Annotated in this window: 19 protein-coding genes; 4 read left to right on the top strand and 15 right to left on the bottom strand. The window is 64.2% G+C overall.

Annotation, left to right across the window (positions count from 1 at the left end):
- Nucleotides 1–18: 18 nt before the first annotated feature.
- Nucleotides 19–468, bottom strand: a complete 450-nt coding sequence (locus C4K39_RS21145) for a DUF4879 domain-containing protein (protein ID WP_068576381.1) — start codon at nucleotides 466–468, stop codon at nucleotides 19–21.
- Nucleotides 469–674: 206 nt separating this feature from the next.
- On the opposite strand from C4K39_RS21145, the gene C4K39_RS21140 reads away from it, so the two are divergent.
- The gene (locus tag C4K39_RS21140) at nucleotides 675–1967 is read left to right on the top strand and encodes an NCS2 family permease (protein WP_068576378.1); all 1293 of its coding nucleotides are present in this window, start codon (nucleotides 675–677) and stop codon (nucleotides 1965–1967) included.
- A complete protein-coding gene (gene trmA, locus C4K39_RS21135) occupies nucleotides 1964–3043 on the top strand; it encodes a tRNA (uridine(54)-C5)-methyltransferase TrmA (RefSeq protein WP_068576377.1) in 1080 nt (359 codons plus the stop codon). Before C4K39_RS21140 ends, trmA begins: the two co-directional genes overlap by 4 nt.
- 108 nt (nucleotides 3044–3151) lie before the next feature.
- Here trmA and C4K39_RS21130 read toward each other — a convergent pair whose 3' ends face one another.
- From C4K39_RS21130 to pcaQ, 12 genes are all read right to left on the bottom strand, one after another.
- The gene (locus tag C4K39_RS21130) at nucleotides 3152–4489 is read right to left on the bottom strand and encodes a TolC family outer membrane protein (RefSeq protein ID WP_068576375.1); all 1338 of its coding nucleotides are present in this window, start codon (nucleotides 4487–4489) and stop codon (nucleotides 3152–3154) included.
- A complete protein-coding gene (locus C4K39_RS21125; RefSeq protein ID WP_068576373.1) occupies nucleotides 4486–5835 on the bottom strand; it encodes an HlyD family type I secretion periplasmic adaptor subunit in 1350 nt (449 codons plus the stop codon). Before C4K39_RS21125 ends, C4K39_RS21130 begins: the two co-directional genes overlap by 4 nt.
- On the bottom strand, nucleotides 5832–7613 hold the full coding sequence (locus C4K39_RS21120; protein ID WP_124347331.1) for a type I secretion system permease/ATPase: 1782 nt from the start codon (nucleotides 7611–7613) through the stop codon (nucleotides 5832–5834). Before C4K39_RS21120 ends, C4K39_RS21125 begins: the two co-directional genes overlap by 4 nt.
- Nucleotides 7614–7832: 219 nt before the next feature.
- On the bottom strand, nucleotides 7833–8447 hold the full coding sequence (locus C4K39_RS21115; protein WP_068576369.1) for a heme acquisition protein HasA: 615 nt from the start codon (nucleotides 8445–8447) through the stop codon (nucleotides 7833–7835).
- Nucleotides 8448–8529: 82 nt separating this feature from the next.
- A complete protein-coding gene (locus C4K39_RS21110; protein WP_124347330.1) occupies nucleotides 8530–11235 on the bottom strand; it encodes a TonB-dependent receptor in 2706 nt (901 codons plus the stop codon).
- A gap of 130 nt (nucleotides 11236–11365) precedes the next feature.
- Nucleotides 11366–12379: a FecR family protein gene (locus tag C4K39_RS21105; RefSeq protein WP_124347329.1), complete on the bottom strand. Its 1014-nt coding sequence runs from the start codon at nucleotides 12377–12379 to the stop codon at nucleotides 11366–11368.
- A 63-nt stretch (nucleotides 12380–12442) separates the two neighbouring features.
- On the bottom strand, nucleotides 12443–12964 hold the full coding sequence (locus tag C4K39_RS21100; protein ID WP_068576415.1) for an RNA polymerase sigma factor: 522 nt from the start codon (nucleotides 12962–12964) through the stop codon (nucleotides 12443–12445).
- Between the two features lie 126 nt (nucleotides 12965–13090).
- Complete coding sequence (locus tag C4K39_RS21095) at nucleotides 13091–13315, bottom strand: hypothetical protein (RefSeq protein ID WP_068576362.1); 225 nt, start codon at nucleotides 13313–13315, stop codon at nucleotides 13091–13093.
- A gap of 105 nt (nucleotides 13316–13420) precedes the next feature.
- Nucleotides 13421–14098 (bottom strand): TetR/AcrR family transcriptional regulator, encoded by a 678-nt coding sequence (locus tag C4K39_RS21090; protein ID WP_124347328.1) that lies wholly within the window; start codon nucleotides 14096–14098, stop codon nucleotides 13421–13423.
- A gap of 191 nt (nucleotides 14099–14289) precedes the next feature.
- On the bottom strand, nucleotides 14290–14895 hold the full coding sequence (gene pcaG, locus C4K39_RS21085) for a protocatechuate 3,4-dioxygenase subunit alpha (protein ID WP_124347327.1): 606 nt from the start codon (nucleotides 14893–14895) through the stop codon (nucleotides 14290–14292).
- A 10-nt stretch (nucleotides 14896–14905) separates the two neighbouring features.
- Nucleotides 14906–15622 (bottom strand): protocatechuate 3,4-dioxygenase subunit beta, encoded by a 717-nt coding sequence (gene pcaH, locus C4K39_RS21080; protein WP_124347326.1) that lies wholly within the window; start codon nucleotides 15620–15622, stop codon nucleotides 14906–14908.
- 104 nt (nucleotides 15623–15726) lie between these two features.
- Nucleotides 15727–16656, bottom strand: a complete 930-nt coding sequence (pcaQ, locus tag C4K39_RS21075; RefSeq protein ID WP_124347325.1) for a pca operon transcription factor PcaQ — start codon at nucleotides 16654–16656, stop codon at nucleotides 15727–15729.
- A 140-nt stretch (nucleotides 16657–16796) separates the two neighbouring features.
- On the opposite strand from pcaQ, the gene ypfJ reads away from it, so the two are divergent.
- A complete protein-coding gene (ypfJ, locus tag C4K39_RS21070) occupies nucleotides 16797–17696 on the top strand; it encodes a KPN_02809 family neutral zinc metallopeptidase (RefSeq protein ID WP_124347324.1) in 900 nt (299 codons plus the stop codon).
- On the top strand, nucleotides 17697–18668 hold the full coding sequence (locus C4K39_RS21065) for an alpha/beta hydrolase (RefSeq protein ID WP_124347323.1): 972 nt from the start codon (nucleotides 17697–17699) through the stop codon (nucleotides 18666–18668). It begins immediately after the preceding gene.
- Between the two features lie 28 nt (nucleotides 18669–18696).
- Here the strand turns inward: C4K39_RS21065 and C4K39_RS21060 are convergent, their stop codons facing one another.
- Together C4K39_RS21060 and tesB are read right to left on the bottom strand one after the other, a co-directional pair.
- A complete protein-coding gene (locus C4K39_RS21060; protein ID WP_068576349.1) occupies nucleotides 18697–19290 on the bottom strand; it encodes an HAD family hydrolase in 594 nt (197 codons plus the stop codon).
- Entirely contained in the window at nucleotides 19287–20156 is an 870-nt protein-coding gene (gene tesB / locus C4K39_RS21055; protein WP_124347322.1) for an acyl-CoA thioesterase II, read from the bottom strand. The genes C4K39_RS21060 and tesB overlap by 4 nt, the downstream gene beginning before the upstream one ends.
- Nucleotides 20157–20160 lie beyond the last annotated feature (4 nt).

The following is a 20160-nucleotide window of genomic DNA, read 5'->3' as shown; positions in this document are numbered from 1 at the left end:
CCCGTCGTCGGCTGCGACCTACTTGATGTAGATCTGCGCACTCATGGTGTTGCCCGGCGCATTGATCGAGGTGTTGGTGAAACGGAAGGTGCCTTCCTGCTTGTCGGCCAGGTCGAAGATATAGAGGTAGCCGGCGGTGATCCCACCGGTCTCGCAGGGCACATAGGTGGAGCCGTCTTCGCACACCGGGGTCCGGGTCCCGTCGACCTCCAGGCCGTCCAGGGTCACGTAGGGCTCGCGGCCGTAGCCGATCTCCAGCACGTAGACCTTGATGCCCGGCCCGTGATGCTCGCACTGGGTCCGCTCGCGACCGTCGGAGACATCCTCCAGCCCGCAGGCTGGCGACAGCACCTTGAGGATTTCCACCTGGCTCAAGGGCGGAGCCGAGCGGGCCATGGCCGAGCTGGCGAACCAACAGGCCGCGGCTCCCAGCAGCGCCAAGGCGGTCATTTTCACTGTACTGCGCATAAATCCCCCTCGAAATCAGGCCGCAGTATGCGCTACTTGCCAGCCCGGCAAAACATCGACGACGATCGCAGCCATTGGCCCACGCTGCTGGTATGATGCGCGGCTTTTCCCGACCCAAGGCAAATCCACAGGCGCATCAGGCAGTCTGTGCTTTGCTGTTGGAGTCGATACATTCACGGCGCCTGGCGGCGCCACGGGGAGCAGACATGCTGGAAAGGCTGTTTCAACTCAAGGCACACAACACCAACGTGCGCACCGAGATACTTGCGGGCGTTACCACCTTCCTGGCCATGGCCTACATTCTTTTCGTCAACCCGAGCATCCTCGGCGAGACCGGCATGGACAAAGGCGCGGTGTTCGTTGCCACCTGCCTGGCGGCGGCCATCGGCTCCACCGTCATGGGCGTGATCGCCAACTACCCGATCGCCCTGGCACCCGGCATGGGCCTGAACGCCTTCTTCACCTACACCGTGGTCCTGCACATGGGCCATACCTGGCAAGTGGCGCTGGGTGCGGTGTTCATCTCGGCGGTGCTGTTCTTCCTGTTGTCGATCTTCCGCATCCGCGAATGGATCATCAACAGCATCCCCCTGCCCCTGCGCTCGGCGATTGCCGCCGGTATCGGCCTGTTCCTGGCGCTGATCGCCCTGCATAACGCGCAGATCGTGGTGGGCAACGAGTCGACCCTGGTCGGCCTGGGCGACCTGAGCAAACCGGCCCCTATCCTCGCGGCCCTGGGTTTTGCCCTGATCGTCGCCCTGGAAGCCCTGAAAGTGCGTGGCGCGGTGCTGATCGGCATCCTCGCGGTGACCGTGGTGTCCATCCTGCTGGGCGTTACTCCGTTCGGCGGAGTGACCTCGATGCCTCCGTCCCTGGCCCCAACCTTCCTGCAACTGGACATCAAGGGCGCCCTGGACATCGGCCTGATCAGCGTGATCTTCGCCTTCCTGTTCGTCGACCTGTTCGACAACTCCGGCACCCTGATCGGCGTGGCCAAGCGCGCCGGCCTGATGGGCAAGGACGGCCACATGCCGAAAATGGGCCGGGCCCTGATCGCCGACAGCACCGCGGCCATGGCCGGTTCCCTGCTGGGCACCTCGACCACCACCAGCTACATCGAATCCGCAGCAGGCGTGAGCGCTGGCGGCCGCACCGGCCTGACCGCCATCGTGGTGGCGATCATGTTCCTGCTGGCACTGTTCTTCTCGCCGCTGGCGGCCAGCGTTCCAGCCTTCGCCACCGCACCGGCACTGCTGTTCGTCGCCGTGCTGATGACCTCGGGCCTGGCGGAAATCGACTGGGAAGACATCACGGTCGCCGCTCCCGTGGTGGTCACCGCCCTGGCCATGCCGTTCACCTATTCCATCGCCAATGGCATCGCCTTCGGTTTCATTGCCTGGACCGTGATCAAGCTACTGTCGGGCCGTGCCCGTGAGCTGAACGCGCCCCTGGTGATCCTGTCGATCCTGTTCGTGATCAAGCTGGGCTACCCCGCATGACTTTCGACGCCGCAAGCTACAACACCCAGTTGCAGGAAAAGGTCACGCGCTTGCGTGGCCTGCTGGCCCCCTTCGATGCGCCCGAGCCCCAGGTCTTCGACTCGCCGCTGCAGAACTTCCGCCTGCGCGCCGAGTTCCGCCTGTGGCGCGAAGCGGGCGAGCGCCACTACGCGATGTTCTCCCAGGAGGACAAGCGCACGCCGATCCTGATCGAGCAGTTCCCCATCGCCAGCCAGCGCATCAACCAGTTGATGCCGCAGCTCAAGGCCGCCTGGCAAGCCAGCCACGCCCTGAGCCACAAGCTGTTCCAGGTGGAGTTCCTCACCACCCTGGCCGGCGATGCGATGATCACCCTGTGCTACCACCGCCCGCTGGACGAGCACTGGCACCAGGCCGCGAGCCAGCTGGCCGCCGAGCTGAAAGTCAGCGTGATCGGCCGCTCCAAGGGCAAGCGTGAAGTCATCGGCCAGGACTACGTGGTGGAACGCCTGGAAGTCGGTGGTCGCAGCTTCAGCTACCGCCAGCCCGAAGGCGCCTTCACCCAGCCCAACGGCACGGTGAACCAGAAGATGCTCGACTGGGCCTACGCCGCCCTGGGCGAACGCCAGGATGACCTGCTGGAGCTGTACTGCGGCAACGGCAACTTCACCCTGCCCCTGGCCACCCGGGTGCGCAAGGTGCTGGCCACCGAGATCAGCAAGACCTCGGTCAACGCCGCCCTGAGCAACCTCAGCGAAAACGCCGTGGACAACGTCACCCTGGTGCGCCTGTCCGCCGAGGAGTTGACCGAGGCCCTCAATGAAGTGCGGCCGTTCCGCCGCCTGCAAGGGGTGGACCTGAAGAGCTACGCGTTCGGCAGCGTGTTCGTCGACCCACCACGGGCCGGCATGGACCCGGACACCTGCGAGCTGACCCGGCGCTTCGACAACATCCTGTACATCTCCTGCAACCCGGAAACCCTGGCGGCTAACATTGCCCAGTTGCACGACACCCACCGGATCGAGCGCTGCGCGCTGTTCGACCAGTTCCCCTGGACCCACCACATGGAATCCGGGGTCCTGCTGACCCGCCGCTGATCCATAGCCCCACCAACGGCCGTCCTCGTGACGGCCGTTTTCATTCTGTCAGCGGCCGTCATTGAAGGCCCTGCGGGCCTTGTCGCAGCCTCGCGGGCTCGACAGCGGCTACAGGGTCGGGTGGAAGTAGTCGGCCAGTTGCACCATGTCCTGCTCGTTGAGCAGGCCAGCCTGGTACTTGAGCTGGATACGCGCCAGCAGGTAGGCATGCCGGGCATCGGCCAGGTCGCGGCGGGCGCTGAACAGTTGCTGCTCGGCGTCCAGCACATCGAGGTTGACCCGTTCACCACCGCGCACGCTTTTCTGGGTCGCGGCCACCAGGGCCTGGGCCGAGTCCACCGCCATCTCATAGGCCTGGACCCTCGCTGCGGCACTGGTATTGAGGTTGAACTGCTTGCGCAGTTCGTTAAGGGTAGTGGCCGTCTGCGCATCCAGCTCGTACTGCGCCTGGGACAGCTGGCTGGCCGCCTGGCGGGTCGAGGCCGACACCGAGCCTCCGGCGAACAGCGGCAGGCTGACCTGGATACCGACCGTGTTGGTGTCGTACTGCTGGTTGTAGGAGCTCTCGGAGTCGGAGCGGGTCTGGCGGCTGCTGGCGTACAGGCTGACCTTGGGCAGGTGCCCGGCACGCTTGCGCTCCACCTCATACTCGGCCGCCCGCAGGGCCTGCTGCTGGGAGGCCAGCTGCGGGTTGTTGGCCATGGCCAGCTCACGCCAGGTCTCGAAGCGGTTGGGCAGCAACGGCCGGATCTGGAACTGGCGGACCAGTGGGTCCAGCTCATCGATCTGCAACGGCTCGCCAACGATGGCCTGCAACTCGCGCAGGGCGGCATCCTGCTGGTCCCGCGCCTCGATTTCCTCGGCCAGTGCCAGGCTCAGGCGGGCCTGGGTTTCCAGCGCATCGGTCCGGGTACCTTCACCACTCTTGAGCAACCGTTGGTTGAGCTGCAAGCGCTCGGCAAAGGCGCGCTTCTGCGCGCCACTCAACTCGATACGCTCCTGGGCCAGCAATGCCTGGCTATAGGCACCCAGCAGGCGTACGGCCAACTCCTGGCTCTTGCTACGAAAGCGCTCGTCGGCGAACAGTGCCTGGGCCGCGCCCTGACGAAAGCGCGCATAGGCTTCGTAGTCCAGCAAGGGTTGCTGCAAGGTCAGCGTCGAAGCGTAGCTGCGATAGTCACGGTTGCTGGTGAGATCACCACGCAGGGTTTCCTGGGTCACCTGCGAGCGGTTGCGCGAATTGTTGTAGTTCCAGGACAGGCTCGGCAGCAGCCCGGCCCGACCAATGGCGCGATTCTCCTCCCCGGCATCGCGCTCCTTGATCGCCGCCTGGAAGGTCGGGTCATTGCGCAAGGCCAGGTCGTAGGCTGCCAGCAGCCCCAGCGCCCGGACTTCAGGCGCCAGCAGCAGCCCCAGCAGGAGCAGGTATCGTCCAGCGCGGCTCATTCTTCCACCAGCGCCATGTGGCTACGGTCCAGCAAGGGCTTGAACAGGTAGTTGAGCATCGAGCGTTCGCCGGTACGGACAAAGGCTTCCACCGGCATCCCCGGGCGAACCTGCAGGCCTTGCAACTGCTGCATGCCCTGGCTGCTGACCGTGGCGCGCAAGGTGTAGTAAGGCTCCTCGGTACGCTCATCCACCTGGCGATCGGCGGACACCAGGGTCACCTCCCCCGCCACCCTTGGCGTGGTGCTCTGGTTGAACGCCGGGAACATCAATTCCACCGCCAGCCCCGGATGCACCTTATCGATCAGTTGCACCGGTACCCGCGCCTCCACCAGCAGCGGTTCGTCCTGGGGCACGATGTCCATCAACGGCTGGCCCGGCTTGATCACCCCGCCCTCGGTATACACCTCAAGGCCCACCACTACACCGGCAGCCGGCGCCCGGACCAGGCTGTTGGCCAGGTCGAACTCCGCGGAGGCCAGCCGATTGCGCAAGTCCTCGGTGCGGATACGGGTATCGGCCAACTGGCTGCGCAGGTCTTTCTGGAAGTCCTCGCCGACCTGGCGGATGCGCAGGCGCAGTTCGAGGATCTGGCGCTGCAGCAAACCGATCCGGCCAAAGTCTTCTGCAATCGCCCCCTCGACCTGGGCATACAAACGCTCGCTGTCCAGCAGCCGGTTACGCGGGATATAGCCATCCCGGGCCAGCTCGCGCAAACCTTGCAGCTGCTCGTTCAAGGCTTGGCGCTGCTGCACCTTGCTGGCCTGGGAATCCCGGGTACCGCGCAGCTGCGCCTCGGAGCCGGCGATGGTTTCGGCAATCCCCTGCTGCTCCATGGCCAGGGCCTGGCGCCGGCTGTCGAACAACTGCCGTTGCAGGGTCAGGCTGGCGGCTACTTCCGGCTCGCCCGCCAAGGCCAGTAGCTGGGGGTCGAAGGTGATCTGGGGCGTACCCTCGCGCTCGGCGTTGAGGCGCGCCTCGCTGGCCAGGGACCCCAGGTACTGGCTGCGCAAGGACTGCATCTGGGCACGCAACGGGGTTTCGTTGAGCCGCAGCAGGACTTGCCCGGCACCGACCCGCTGCCCCTCCTTGACCTCGATGCGCTCGACGATCCCGCCGCTCTGGTGCTGTACGGTCTTGCGATGCCCCGAGACCATGACCTTGCCCGACACCGCCACCCCCTTGTCCAGGGGCGCCAGTGCGGCCCAGCCGAGGAAACCGACGAAACCGGCCAGCACCAACAGCCAACCCAGCCGGGAGTATTTCCTGTCGTCCAGCACCAGCACCTTGCCGGCCACCAAGGGTTCGCCTGCGCTGGCATGGCCTGTGGATAACGCTGCCTTCATGCTTTTCTACCTTCCCCGCCGGCCATGCCCAGGCGATAACTCATGTTCAGATTGGCCACCGGATTGCTCACAGGTGACGCCGGTGGGGCGGCCTTGGCCTTGTGGCTGGCTTCCAGCACCCGGGCGGTAGGGCCGAATGCTTGCAACTGCCCCTCGCGCAGGATCATCAACTGGTCGGTCAGGGTCAGCACATTGGGTTTATGGGTGATCAGCACCAGGGTCCGGCGCAACTGCTTGAGCTGGGCGATGGCTTGCAACAGTGCCTGCTCGCCGGCCTCATCCAGATTGGAGTTGGGCTCATCGAGCACGATCAATGCCGGCAAGCCGTACAAGGCACGGGCCAGGCCGATACGCTGGCGCTGCCCCCCGGACAGGCCGGCTCCCCCTTCACCCAAACGCGTGTCGTAGCCCTGGGGCATCTGCAGGATCAGTTCATGCACCCCGGCCATCTGCGCCGCTTGCAGTACCTGGTCCGAGTCCACCTGGGCAAACCGTGCGATGTTTTCGGCAATGCTGCCGGCGAACAGCTGGATGTCCTGGGGCAGGTAGCCGATATGCGGGCCCAGTTGCCGCTTGTCCCATTGAGCGAGGTCCGCACCATCCAGGCGCACCTTGCCGGTCAGCGGCGTCCAGGCCCCGACCAGCAAGCGGGCCAACGTGGATTTACCGCAACCAGAGGGGCCGATCACCCCCAGGACCTGGCCTGCCTCCAGGGTGAACCCGAGGTTGGCCAGGGCCGGGCGCCGTCGCCCCGGGGCACAGGCGCTCAACTGCTCGATATCCAGTTGCCCCTTGGGTGCCGGCAGGCTCATGCGCACGGGGCGCGGCGGATTTTCCTGCAGCAACTGCGCCAACCGTTCGTAGGCCAAGCGCGCCGAGCTCCACTGCTTCCATACCGCAATCAACTGATCGATGGGGCTGAGCACCCGGCCCATCAGGATCGAGCCGGCGATCATCATCCCCGGAGTGATCTGCCCCTGCACCGCCAGCCAGGCACCCAGGCCCAGGACCAGGGATTGCAAGGCCATGCGCACGCCCTTGGACCAGGCACTGATGGTCGCGGTCTTGGCGCTGGCCAGGTTCTGCTGGGCAAGAAACGCCTGGTGCCCGGCAAACCAGCGCTCGCGCAAGGCCGCGAGCATCCCCATGGCCTCGATGGCATCGGCGTTGCGCAGGTTGGCCGAAGCCTGCTGGCTGGTCAGGATGGACAACTGGCTGGCCTCGGCCAACGGTGCCTGGCAGATACGCTGGTTGATCCAGGCCAGCGCCACCAGCAGCAGCGCGCCGCCCAGGGCCAGCAACCCGAGCCAGGGATGAAACAGGAAGATCACCAGCAGGTACACCGGGAACCACGGGGCATCGAAGAAGGCGAACAAGGCGTTGCCGGTGGCGAATTGGCGCAGCGCCGTCAGGTCGTTCAGCGCCTGCCCGGCCGCCTGCGGGCTGCCCTTGAGCTGGGCCTCGAACGCCGCGTCGTACACCCGCTGGTTCAAGCGCATGTCCATCTGCGTACCGAGGTGGATCACCACCTGGCTGCGCACCCACTCCAACGCCCCCATCAAGCCGAACAGGCCGAGGATCATCAGCGTCAGCATCAGCAGGGTCATCTGGTTGCCCGAAGCCAATACCCGGTCATAGACCTGCAGCATGTACAGGGCCGGCGCCAGCATCAGCAGGTTGATCACTGCCGAGAACAGGCCAATGTTGAAAAAGCCGCTCTTGTAGGCCGCCAGGGCCGCCAGCGTCTCGGAAGCGGCAAGTGAGTTCGGCCTGCTCATCCAGATGTCCTGTGGAAAGTTAAAGGAGAGGTGGCCCTCCACCCCGACAGGATGGAGCGGCAAGAGGCGCGCCCGGTACGTTGACAGGCACCGCGGCGCTCCCCAGAATTTGCCACCGCCGTCGCCCTGGCCTTCGAAAACTCGGGCGACGACGGTGAGTTGAAACAGCGAATGGAGGAGCGATCCTGCATTCGCTTTTTTATTGCCTCAGGCCTGCACTCAGGCCGCCAGCGCCCAGTCGTGGGCCACATCCTGTACGCCCACCAGGCCGATATCGGCGGCAGCAGGTAGCGGATTGGCGTGGGCAACACCGGCCGCTGCCAGGTCGTCGAACGTCGAGTTCACCGACAGGTTCGGGTTGATCGCCTTGAGCAGCGCATCGATTTCGCCTGCCAGTGCCGAGCTGTCGCCGCTCATCAGGCCATAGACCACCTTGTGCACCTCACCCGCACGGCCCTCTTCGCGCAGGCTGTTCAGGCCCAGGTTGGCGAAGCTGACTTCCTGGCTGACCAGGCTGTAGTTGCTGCCCGAGCCACCGGCGAGGGTGTCGCCCAGGGAGACTTTATCCAGCGAGCCCCACAGGGTATGGCTCGGGTTGTTGAACAGGGTGTAGTGCAGGTTGCCATCGGCCACGAAGGCGGCATCGCTGGCCGTGCTCTTGATGGCGTATTGGGTGCCGTCGAACGGCCCCGGATTGAAGCCTCCGGTGTTGGTGCCGTCCACCACCTGGCCCGGACGATGGTTGACGTCGCCGAAGTAGGCCGACCAGTCGTTCAGGTATTGCGCGACAGTGTTACCGCCATAGGTAGCGCTGTAAGAGATCGAAATGCTCATGCAAAACTCCAATACATAGGTGGGTCATGTCCGCAGCACGCCTGTGCCTGCTGCGGTTTTGCCCGTCACTGGGCAAAAGCGGTCAGAACTGATATTCCACGGTGCCTTGCAGGGTCCGGCCACGGCCGAGGGTGAAGGCCAGGACATCGCCAAGGGGAACCAGGTAGGCGCGATCGGTGACGTTCTCCATGGCCAGGCGCAAGGTCAGCTCCTGGGTGGCCCGGTAGCTGCCATAGAGGTCGTAGACGGTGTAGGGCTTCCAGTCGGCCGGATAGACGCCCGACTGGCTGACCGTCATGTTGGCCGAGTCGGAGATCGAGTAGCCGGCGCTGTATCGGGCGCGGGCGCCGATATCCAGCCTGCGGTCGAAAAAGCGCGCGCCCAGGGTCAAGGTGCCGCGATCCATGGGCATATGCTCGGCCGAACCCAGGATGGCAGCCTTGCATTGGGTGGCGTTGTTGGCGGCGTCATCGGGGCGCATGCCGGTAACGACCGCCCGGCGCCCGGTACCGCTCTTCACCGGCTGGGTCACGCCGCCCAGCCATGCGGTCTTCATGCAGAAATCGTTGTCGCCGATCATGCGGGTGTAGTTCAACTGGCCATAGGCCCCGCCGGTGTCATAGTCGAGTTGGTATTCGATGCCCTTGAACCGGGTGCCGCTCATGTCGTTGACATAGGCGCTGTTGCCGATACCGGCCATGCCATAGCCCGGAGGCTGGACGCCCATGGCCATGTAGATGAAGTCATCGACCCGGGTATCGAAGTAGGCCACCTTGACCCCGAGGCGGTCGTCGTCGAACCAGAGGTTTTCCTTGAAGATGTTGAACCCCGCCTCCCAGGTGGTGGAACGCTCAGGCTTGAGGAACGGATTGGGGTACATGCTTTCCGAGCCACCGCCATGGGGGCGACCGGTGATCATGGTTTCGGTCACCGCTGGCGGACGCCAGCCCTTGCCGTAACTGGCGAACAATTGCAGCCATTCCACCCCTGGCTTGACCGACAGGCCGAAGGTCGGCGAGAACCGCCCTTCCTGGTCGTCGATGTCGTAGGCCACGGGCACCGAGACTTGCTGCGGCGTCTTGCCAATCACGAAGGTCCGGGTATTGATCCCGGTTTCACCGCGCAACCGATAACGGTCATAGCGCAAACCCGCGTTGAGGTTCAGCCAACCGTCATAGTCGTAGTCCAGGCGGGTGAACAGGCTGCCCAGGGCCCGGTCGCCCTCGGGCGTCATGCTGGCCGCGGGCGAGGCACTGACCGCCGAGCCCTTGGGGACTGGCTGGCTGGAGTCCGGGCGAACCTTGTCGTAGAAGAACTCCAGGCCGTAGTTGGCCTTGACCGTGGAGCGCTCGCTCAGGGCGAAGGTCGAGGTGTTCTGTGCCTGGGCGCCATAGGTATCGGTCTGGTAGGTGATCGAGTAGCCAGGATTGATACCGCGCTGCAAGGTGCTCTGGTCGTTGCGATTATCGACGTAGTACAACTTGGCCTTGAAGTCGATCAGCGGGTTGTCCGGCGCGTAGCTGTAGTCGAGGCCAAAGTTCTGCGAGCGCACGTCGCTGCTGCCGAGCTTCTCCCACAGCTGGCCGGTTTTCTCGACGTTCATCATGTTGGCATCGTCGTAGTCGACCTGGGTGCTCAGGTAGCTCAGTTGCAGGCGCTGGTCCTCGGGCAGGTTGAGTCCCAGCTTGGCCAGGCGCGAGCGCATCACCGAGCCGGAGTAGGCAACCGGGGAGTTCTTGACCCGCTCGCTGACCGCCGGGTTCTTCGCGGCGCCGGTGCGCAACTCGCCGATACCGCCCTTGGTTCCAGGATCGTAATCACCCAGGTGGCGTTCGCTGGCCGCCAGCAGCATGTCCCAGGCCTGCGTGCCGATGGCGAAGGCCGAGCTGCCAATGAAGTGAGTACCGTTGCGGCGTCCACCCAGGCCGCTGGTCACACGGATCCGACCGCCGATTTCCTGGCCGGGCTTGAGCAGGTCACGGGCATCGAGGGTGCGAAAGTTGGCGACCCCGCCGATCACCCCGGCACCGCCCATGGTCGAAGTGGCGCCCTTCTCCACCACGACTTCGGACAACAGCTCAGGGTCGATGTAGAGGGTGCCGTTGCGTTGCTGGTGGCCGCTTTGCTGATAGTTCTGGCGCATGCCGTCCACCGACATGTTGACCCGGCCGTAGTCCTGGATCCCGCGGATGTTCACCGACAACCCCGGATCCTGCTGGCTGACTGCCGAGTACACGCCGGAGGTCTCCTCCAGCATGTCGGCCGCGTGCCGGGGCGGGTTGCGATCGAGTTGTTCGCGGGTGACCTGGCTCACCGAGCGTGGCGCGGTATAGGTCCAGTCGCGCGGGTGGCCTTCGAGGTGGCCGGAGATCGTCGTGGGAGACAGGGCCAGGGCGCCATCCTGCAAGGTCTCGACCCGGGTCAGGGTTACCTGGCGCTCACTGGTGAAGCGATACGTTACTGGCGCACTGCCCAGCAACCTCGCCAAACCGTCCTCGGCGCTGTAGCGCCCCTTGAGCGACGAACTCTGCAAGCCATGCAGGCGCTGGCTGTCGAACAATACTTGCACCCCTGCCTGCTCGGCAAAGGCCAGTACGGCGGTACCGAGGGCCTGGGCGGGAATATCGAAATCCAGCCCATGCTGGCGCTGCGTACCCTGCGCAACGGCGCCCACGACTTCCGCCGCCTGCAACACGCCGCTACCCGCCAACAGTCCCGCCACACCCAGGTGAATGGCCAGGGCCAAACGACTTGCGGCGTGAACTCCAGTGCGACTGCCTACCCTCATGTCCGTCATTCCTGCGCTGGCTATTTTTATTGATGCGAATGCATCTCAGTTAGCTAGACGTGCCACGCAGGAAAACTCAGTAAGGTTTTTTCCAAAAAATTTCAGAAATGTCAGGAAAGCTCCGCCAGCCCTAGTAAATCAGGCTGACGCCGGGCAGATCCAAACGCTGCATTTTCAGCTCCTGGGTCAGGCTGGCCAGGGCCGCATCCAGCATGTCCAGGTGGAATACCCCGCTGACCTGACGCTGGGCCAGGGCATCGTTGGCCAGTACCACCCGCCCGGGACGATAGTGGTTGAGGCGCTCGATCACCGCCGCCAGGGGCTGTCGGTCGAATACCAGGAACCCACGACGCCAACTGGTGGCCCGTTGCAGGTCGAGTCCGTCCAGGGCCACCACTCCCGAGTTCGAATCGTAGCGAGCACTCTGCCCCTCCTGCAGCACCTGCTCGCGGGCCCCTTGCCGCGCGGGATCATCCAGGCTCACCGCGACACTGTGCTGCAAGACGCCGACCCAGGCCTGCCCCGGGCCTTCCCGACCGACCACAAAGCGGGTGCCCAGGGCCCGGGCCTGACCACCTGAACTGCGCACCACAAAGGGACGTGTCTCGTCACCAGCCATCGGTGCGACATCGAATATCGCAGACCCTGCCAGCAGAACGACTTGCCGTTGGCTGGTGCTGAAATCAACCCGAATGGCACTGGTGGAGTCCAGTTCTACCTGGCTGCCGTCGGCCAATCGCACCGTACGCACCTCACCTTTGCCAGTCAGGTAGTCAGCCTCGAGGTACAGCAAGGCCTGGGGACCTTGTAGCCAGCCCAGGGCCAACGCCATGACCAGCATCGCGGCACTGGCGGCCCTCAGGATTCTGCGACGACGCGGCGGTCGCCGTGCAGCGCCTTTCGCTTGCCTGGCCCGGTGCAGCAATGGCGCGGTGCCCGTCGGCGCAGGCTCCAGGTGCAACGCTCCAAGGGCGTCCCACGTGCGCTGGGCGAACGCCAGGGCTTCGGGATGGCGAGGGTCGGCGGCCTGCCAGCGGGCAAGCTCGACCTGCTCGGCAGCGCTGAGCTCGCGCGCCTGCAAACGCACGGCCCAGTCGGCGGCGGCCTCGGTAATACTGTGCTCTTGCGAACCCTGGCTATTCACGTGTGAATCTCGATTTCTCGTTATGTATAAGCAGTGACGTCTGACCCCGGGATTTACGGTAATTCACTCGTCGGCTGGCCGCTCGTCATTGGCCTGCAGGCGCTGCATCACATAGGCCAAGGCCTTGGACAGGTGCTTTTGCACCGAGCTGTCGGAAATATCCAGGTGCCGGGCCACCTCGGCGTGGGTCATGCCTTCCATGCGGTTCAGGCGAAAGATTTCCCGAGTGCGTTCGGGCAATTCGGCCACTGCCTGTTTCAATGCCTTGCGCTGCTGCTGCGCCATCGCCTGAGCCTCCAGCCCGAGGCTTTCATCTTCGATCTCGGCCAGCATTTCATGAGGTACGGTTTCGGTCTTGCGCCGCGCCTCCTGCCGGACATGGTCGATCAGAAGATTGTTCGCCGTGCGGTAGAGATACCCCTGGGAGTTGTCGATGGGTTCGCCACGCGTCTGCTCAGCCAGCCGCAGGAAGCTCTCCTGCACCAGGTCAGCCGCCAACTGAGGGTCCCGTACTCGACGCGCCAGATAACCACGCAAGGTGGCGGCATGCTTGAGGAACAGTCCCTTGAGATCCACGTCCGACAAACCGACTCCCTGGAACATGAAGGAAATTTCCGGGCATCTTACGGCTAGTCGAGAATGATTTTCAATTAACAAGCGCGTTGTCGCCGCCCTGCACCCAGGGTACGAGCGACGACAGCGGCTACCGGCTCATTCGCCCTTGAGTTGCAAACGCGACAGCAGGCCGATCAGCAATACGTTGAAGAGGATCATCAGCAGGCTGCCGAAAATGCCTATCACGTTGATCACCTGGGTCGGCAACCAATCGAACAGACTCACGCCGGCAAGGGACAGCAGGCGTTCGCCAAACCAGAATGAGTCGACCACGATCATCAGGATCAGGATGATTTTCAGCGTTGGGACGGGGTTGCCCATGGTGCCTTCCTTGTCGAGGGAGAATGTCGCAGGAGCCGGTTGGATTCGGCTCGCGATGGCGATCTTAAGGGGCTTGCCATCGGCCTGCCAGCCCCTGCTGCCGAGTCAGGCTTGCAGGTAGCGCAGCACCGATTCGCAGATCATTTCCCGATGCCGTTGCTTGACGGTTTCATCGGGCAGATCGACCTGGAAGATCTCGCCAAAGGTGTGGCGATTCGAAACCCGATAAAAACAGAACGAACTGATCAACAGGTGGACATCCAGGGAGTCCAGGCCAGGGCGGAACAGCCCCTGTTTCACACCGCGCTCGAGGATCTCGTCCAGGGTGTGGAGGACGTTGTCTTTCATCGCCCTGATCACGCCGGACTGCTTCACGTACTCGGCGTTGTGGATATTCTCGATGCTGACGATCCGCACGAAATCGCCGTGGAGATCGAGATGATCGAAGGTGAATTCCACCAGGCGGCGAATAGCTTCCCGAGGGCCCAGTTCTGCCAGGTTCAAGCGACTCTCGATGTGGCGGATGTCGCCGTAGATTTTTTCCAGGACCTCGACATACAGCTGTTCCTTGCTGCCGAAGTAGTAATAGATCATGCGTTTGGAGGTGTGGGTACGCTCGGCGATAGCGTCTACTCGTGCTCCGGACAATCCCTGCTGCACGAACTCGACGATGGCCTCTTGCAGGATGTTCTCGCGGGTTTTTTCCGGGTTGTTCTTGCGACTCTTGCGTGGCTCGAAAACAGGCTCGCCAGGGGCGATTGAGCATTCATTGGTTATTGTCATTCTAGGTTCACGGCCGTCACTCACAAGCGGCCGATTATGGGCCGCTGCCTGTCGCGAAGAAAGCGCAGAGGAGGCCGTTAGTGCCCTCGGTTACAGATCTTCTACAACTTGGGGCACCTGGCTTGCCAAGGGCTCTCATCGATCGCCGGGAGCGGCTCGTGGCCGTGGCGGTAACAGCCAATCAGGCCAGCCTAGAAATCGAAGAACACCGTCTCGCCTTCGCCCTGGATGCGGATATCGAATCGATAGGCTCGCCCCCCCTCCACCTCACAGGGCTGGGCCAGCAGGGTCTCCCGGCGTTGTGGCTGCTCGATCAGGCCCAGCACTGGACACAGGCTGTTGGCCTGCGCTTCATCGGCGAAGTACAGCCGGGTCTGCAAATGGATATTGATCCCCCGGGCGAACAGCGCCAGGTTGATGTGCGGTGCCATGGGCAGGCCGGCGGCATTGTTCACCACCCCAGGCTTGATCGTGTGCACGGTCCACTCCCCGGTATCCAAGGCAGTGGCAGAGCGACCGAAGCAATTGAAGGTTTTTTCCGTATCCACCAGCGAATCGTAGAAGCCTTCGTGGTTGGCCTGCCAGAACTCCAGGAACGCATCGCGTACCAGGTGCCCGTTGCCATCGTAGACACGACCAAACAGCAGGATGTGTTCACCGGGGGCGTCGGGCCGAGCCATCCGCTCGCTGATTTCCTCGGGCCGTACGGGATTGCCCGCAGCCGCCAGGGCCAGGCCGATATGCACATAGGGACCGGCGGTTTGCGAAGGGGTTTCAGGCAGCAGTTGAACAGGCATGGCAGGCTCCTCAGCAGTTCTCGAAATGGGTCCGGCGCTGGCCGCGCAACACGATGTCGAAGCGATAGGCCAGGCAATCCATGGGGTTGGCAGCGCCCATGTCCAGGCGTGCGATCAGGCTCTGCACAGCCGCCGGATCGGCGATGGACTTGACGATGGGGCACAGCGGGATCAACGGGTCCCCCTCGAAATACAGTTGGGTAACCAGCCGCGTGGCGATTGACGGCCCGCTGATGGAAAAGTGGATGTGCGCCGGGCGCCAGTCGTTGGGACCATTGCGCCATGGATAGGGGCCGGGCTTGATGGTGCGAAAGCTGTAGTAGCCGTCTCGGTCGGTGAGCGTACGCCCAACGCCACCGAAGTTCGGGTCCAGGGGCGCCAGGTAGCGGTCGTTCTTGTGCCGATAGCGGCCTCCGGCATTGGCCTGCCACATTTCCACCAGGGTATGGGGCACCGGCTGGCCGTGTTGGTCGCAGACCCGCCCGGCGACGATGATCCGCTCCCCCACCGGCAAGCCGCCGTTGTCGAAGTTGCGCAGCAAGTCGTTGTCCAGGCGAGCGATACGCAGGTGAGAGAAATCCGGCCCCGTGGTTTCACTCAGCGATTGGGGAATGCTCACCAGCGCCTGGCGTGGCGAACGGGCAACCGAGGTCTTGTAGTCGGGCGTCAAGGCCTTGGGGTGCCAGTTACGGTCGCGAATCACGAAGCGACGGCTGTCATCGGACATGTCGGTCTCCTGTTGTTTGAATGTGTGGAGCGCAGCCCACGAAGTTTCAAACAGGCCAGGAGGATGGAAAACTGAAAAACCACCCCACATCCATAACCATATGGTTAAGGATAATGCCCCTCGCGATAGGCCTGCCCCACTTCTCGCAGCACCTCCACCGTCCATTGCGCCGCCAGGGGCAAGGCCAGGCTGGCATTGCTGGATATTCCCACCGAGCCACCGGGTTCGCGCAGTCCCAGGTCCAGTTCCAGCAAGTCACCGCTGGCCAGGTCCAGGCGCACGGCATCCAGCGGCGCGATCCACAGGGCATCACTGGACAGGGTGTAGCGCCGGCTCAAGGCCAGCGACAAAGTCTCCAGGCGCTGTTGTGCCTGGCGGATGCCGCACTGCACGAACAGGCTGTCGGCGTGCTTGCGGATGCTGGTGCCAGCCAGCGGCAGGACCAGGGGATAGGCGCTGACCGTGGCCCGATCCAGAGCCTTCGCCGCCAGGGGGTGCCCGGGCCGGGCCACCAGGGTCATGGATTCACTGTACAGGTGCTCGAAGCTCAGGCCCTGGATCTCCGGGCTCTCGGTCATGCGCCCCACCACCAGGTCCAGGTCGCCGACCCGCAACTGCGAAAGCAGATAGGCGCTGGGGCCCGTCACTACGCTGATCGTCAATGCAGCATGCCGCTGGTGCAGGCGGCGCAGCACCTCAGGCAACAGCAGGCTTTCCACGGTGGACAGCACCCCGATGCGCACTACCTTTGCTGCGTGCTCGCCACCGCGCAAGCTGCTCACCCCTTCGCGCAAGGCCTGCACCGAAGGCCCGGCGTACCGCAGGAAGGCCCTCCCGGCGTCAGTCAGGCTGAGCCCGGCCTTGCTGCGGACAAACAGTTGGGTGTCCAGCAGCACCTCCAGCTCCTTGAGGGTCTTGGACATCGCGGGCTGACTCACCGCCAGCACATCGGCGGCCCGAGCCAGGCTGCCCTGGCGAGCCATTTCAAGAAAACCCACCAGGTGACGGAATTTGATGCGGGTATCGATGTTCAATAGGGAGCCCCAAATGGTGTCTGGAACGAATCGGTCCGGCACCAGGCCATGGTAGCGTGGGCAAAAATCCCTGACGACCGGACTGGCGCCGGCTCGAGCCACCAGCAACACTGACCAGCAGAAAGAACGAGGACTCCCCCATGCTTTGGAAAAAAGGCCGGCGCAGCGACAACGTCGTGGATGTACGAGATGACAGCAGCGGCGGTGGAGGCGGCGGTGGCTTGCGCTTCGGTGGTGGCAAGGGATTGAGCCTGACGGCGATCGTGCTGATCGTCGGCATCGGCTGGGCCACCGGCCAGGACCCCATGCAGATCCTCGGGCAACTGCTCAGCCAGGGCGGTGGCCAGGTCTCGGCGCCGGCCACCACCCAGCAACGCAAGGCGCCACCGGCCAACGACGAACAGGCGGAGTTCGTCCGTGCGATCCTCGGCGACACCGAAGACACCTGGGGCCAGATCTTCCAGCAGGCCGGCCGCCAGTACCAGGCGCCCAAGCTGATCCTGTTCCGGGGCCGGGTCAACTCCGCCTGCGGCTCCGCGACCTCCGCCAGCGGCCCCTTCTACTGCCCTGCCGATCGCCAGGTGTACCTGGACATGGACTTCTTCCGGGAGATGGCCCAGCGTTTTTCCGCCGCGGGCGACTTTGCCCAGGCCTACGTGATCGCCCATGAGGTGGGCCACCACGTACAGACGCTGCTCGGGGTCTCGGCCAAGATGCAGGCGGCCCGCCAGCAGGGTCGGCAGATGGAAGGTGATGGCGGCCTGCTGGTACGCCAGGAACTGCAGGCCGACTGCCTGGCCGGGGTCTGGGCCTACCACGCCCAGAAACGCCTGAACTGGCTGGAACCCGGCGACGTGGAGGAAGCCCTGAACGCCGCCAACGCCATCGGCGACGACCGCCTGCAGCAGCAGGGCCAGGGCCGCGTGGTACCGGATTCCTTCACCCACGGCACCTCGGCCCAGCGAGTGCGCTGGTTCAAGACTGGCTTCAGCCAGGGCCAGGTCGGCCAGTGCGACACCTTCGCCGCCAAGAGCCTGTAGATGCGCCGCCTGCTCGCTGCACTGCTGTGCCTGGGTAGCCTCGGCGCCCAGGCCGGCGAGCATGGGGTCAAGGTCATCAGCCCCGGACGACTGGAACTGCCAGCCGGTGAGCTGGCCCTGGGCCTGAGCCAGGACTGGCGCCAGCCACTGCCGCAAGTGCAGCGGGTGCTGATCATCGTCCATGGCCGGCTGCGCAATGCCCAGACTTATCTGCACAGTGGCGAGACCGCCGCCAGGCAGGCCGGCAAAGACACCACGACGCTGGTGATCGCGCCGCAGTTCCTCAATCAGGATGACATTGCCCGCCATCACCTTCCCGACAGCCTGCTGCGCTGGCAAGGCAACGCCTGGATGGCGGGCGAACCTGCCGTCGGTCCCCATGCCTTGAGCTCCTATGCCGCGCTGGACGCCATCCTCCTGCGCCTGGGCGAGCGCCAGCGCTTTCCCGCCCTCAAGGAAATCGTGGTTGCCGGTCATTCCGGCGGTGCCCAAGTAGTACAGCGCTATGCCCTGACCTCAGGCAAACATGCCGAACTGCAACAGGCAGGGGTCGGACTGCGCTTCGTGATCGCCAACCCTTCGTCCTATGCCTACTTCGATGCCTGGCGCCCGGTTGCCTTCGACCCCGCCACCTGCCCGGGCTTCAATCGCTGGAAATATGGCCTGGAGCAGCGCCCCGCCTACGCCGCCCGACCATCATCGCAACAGTTGGAACGCAACTATGCCAAGCGCGACATTACCTATCTGTTGGGGCAACAGGACACCGATCCCCAGCACCCGGCCCTGGACAAGAGTTGCGCCGCCCAGGCCCAGGGAGCCTATCGACTGGTGCGCGGGCACAATTACTTCGACTACCTGCGCAAGCGCCATCCCCAGGGCTTGCACCAGCGCCTGGTAGAAGTGCCCGGGGTCGGGCATGACGGGGACAAGATGTTCACCTCTGCCGAAGGCCAGGCGGCGCTGTTCAGGTAGAACGGCTACCGCCTGCGGCACCAGGCATTCAGGGCTGGAGCAGGCGATGCAAGTGCGCGCAATCGCGTGCATGCCAGTCGGTCAGTTCCGGCCAGGGGTTGTCCGGCAGGTTCACCAGCACTGTGCGGGTACCGGCTGCGCGCCCACAGTCCAGGTCGAAACGATAGTCGCCGACCATCACCATGCGCTGCGGAGCCACGTTCCAGGCCTGGGCGAGCTTGAGCAAGCCACCGGGATGGGGTTTGGGCGCAGCTTCGTCGCGACCCAGCACATCGGCCTCGGCAAAGCAGTCGGCCAGGCCGATGGCCTGCAACGTCACATGGGCCAGCTCCCGGGCATTGCGGGTGAGAATGCCCAGGCGATAACCACGCCCGGCCAGGTCCCGCACCAGCTCCACCGCGCCCGGCGCCGGACGCGAACCCAGGGCCAATTCCCGCTCATGCTCCAGCAGCCAGGCATGCTTGGCGGCGGACTCATCCGCTGGCAGGGCTGCCAGATGCGTGAGGATGTCCGCGTCTGCCGGGATCGACAACGCCTGGCGGATCGCCGCGAAGTCATGCACGGCAATGGTCAGGGTGCCGTCCATGTCGAACACCCAATGCTCGATATCCGAAAGGCTCATGCCCAGTCCTTGCGATGCCGGATCAACCCTTCCTGGGTCACCGAGGCGACCAACTGGCCGGCGCGGTTGAACACGCTGCCGCGCGAAAAGCCCCGGGAGTTGCCAGCCCACGGGCTATCCATGACGTACAGCAGCCAATCGTCGGCCCGCAGGTCGGCATGGAACCACAGGGCGTGATCGAGGCTGGCCACCTGCATGTCCTTCTGCCAGACCGACTTGCCATGGGGCAGCAACGAAGTGACCAGCAGGCCGAAGTCCGAGGCATAGGCCAGCAGGTATTTATGCAACGCCGGGTTGTCGGCCAGGGTGCCGTCGGCGCGGAACCAGACGTACTTCACCGGGTCCATCGGCTGTGGGTTGTAGGGGTCCCTCTCGGTCACCGGGCGCACTTCGATGGGCTTGGGGCACAGCAGCTTTTCACGCATGTGCTCGGGAATCAGGTGCGCGCGCTGGGTGGCGATCTCCAGCTCCGAGGGCAGGTTTTCCGGGCCGACCACCTGGGGCATGCTGCTCTGGTGCTCGAAGCCCTGCTCGTCGTACTGGAACGAAGCGCTGCAGGTGAAGATTGGATGGCCCTTCTGGATCGCCGTCACCCGCCGGGTGCTGAAGCTGCCGCCATCGCGGACCCGGTCTACCTGGTAGACCACCGGCAGAGCAGCATCTCCCGGACGCAGGAAGTAGCCGTGCATGGAATGTACGTGGCGCGCCTCCTCTACCGTCTGGCTGGCGGCGGACAAGGATTGGCCAAGTACCTGGCCACCGAACAGCTGGCGAAAACCCAGGTCCTGGCTACGACCGCGAAACAGGTTTTCCTCGATCGGTTCCAGGGTCAAAAGATCGACCAGATCATCCAGCACATGACTCATTCAG

Source organism: Pseudomonas sessilinigenes, assembly GCF_003850565.1.
Lineage (GTDB): Bacteria > Pseudomonadota > Gammaproteobacteria > Pseudomonadales > Pseudomonadaceae > Aquipseudomonas > Aquipseudomonas sessilinigenes.
Note: the sequence above shows the minus strand (reverse complement) of the source record. Positions and strands in the feature narration are given on the sequence as shown.

What these genes read in the sequence shown, in the direction of transcription:
- C4K39_RS21145 (WP_068576381.1), bottom strand. Translation starts at nt 468, where the DNA reads ATGCGCAGTACAGTGAAAATGACCGCCTTGGCGCTGCTGGGAGCCGCG.
- C4K39_RS21140 (WP_068576378.1), top strand. Translation starts at nt 675, where the DNA reads ATGCTGGAAAGGCTGTTTCAACTCAAGGCACACAACACCAACGTGCGC.
- trmA (WP_068576377.1), top strand. Translation starts at nt 1,964, where the DNA reads ATGACTTTCGACGCCGCAAGCTACAACACCCAGTTGCAGGAAAAGGTC.
- C4K39_RS21130 (WP_068576375.1), bottom strand. Translation starts at nt 4,489, where the DNA reads ATGAGCCGCGCTGGACGATACCTGCTCCTGCTGGGGCTGCTGCTGGCG.
- C4K39_RS21125 (WP_068576373.1), bottom strand. Translation starts at nt 5,835, where the DNA reads ATGAAGGCAGCGTTATCCACAGGCCATGCCAGCGCAGGCGAACCCTTG.
- C4K39_RS21120 (WP_124347331.1), bottom strand. Translation starts at nt 7,613, where the DNA reads ATGAGCAGGCCGAACTCACTTGCCGCTTCCGAGACGCTGGCGGCCCTG.
- C4K39_RS21115 (WP_068576369.1), bottom strand. Translation starts at nt 8,447, where the DNA reads ATGAGCATTTCGATCTCTTACAGCGCTACCTATGGCGGTAACACTGTC.
- C4K39_RS21110 (WP_124347330.1), bottom strand. Translation starts at nt 11,235, where the DNA reads ATGAGGGTAGGCAGTCGCACTGGAGTTCACGCCGCAAGTCGTTTGGCC.
- C4K39_RS21095 (WP_068576362.1), bottom strand. Translation starts at nt 13,315, where the DNA reads ATGGGCAACCCCGTCCCAACGCTGAAAATCATCCTGATCCTGATGATC.
- C4K39_RS21090 (WP_124347328.1), bottom strand. Translation starts at nt 14,098, where the DNA reads ATGACAATAACCAATGAATGCTCAATCGCCCCTGGCGAGCCTGTTTTC.
- pcaG (WP_124347327.1), bottom strand. Translation starts at nt 14,895, where the DNA reads ATGCCTGTTCAACTGCTGCCTGAAACCCCTTCGCAAACCGCCGGTCCC.
- pcaH (WP_124347326.1), bottom strand. Translation starts at nt 15,622, where the DNA reads ATGTCCGATGACAGCCGTCGCTTCGTGATTCGCGACCGTAACTGGCAC.
- ypfJ (WP_124347324.1), top strand. Translation starts at nt 16,797, where the DNA reads ATGCTTTGGAAAAAAGGCCGGCGCAGCGACAACGTCGTGGATGTACGA.
- C4K39_RS21065 (WP_124347323.1), top strand. Translation starts at nt 17,697, where the DNA reads ATGCGCCGCCTGCTCGCTGCACTGCTGTGCCTGGGTAGCCTCGGCGCC.
- C4K39_RS21060 (WP_068576349.1), bottom strand. Translation starts at nt 19,290, where the DNA reads ATGAGCCTTTCGGATATCGAGCATTGGGTGTTCGACATGGACGGCACC.
- tesB (WP_124347322.1), bottom strand. Translation starts at nt 20,156, where the DNA reads ATGAGTCATGTGCTGGATGATCTGGTCGATCTTTTGACCCTGGAACCG.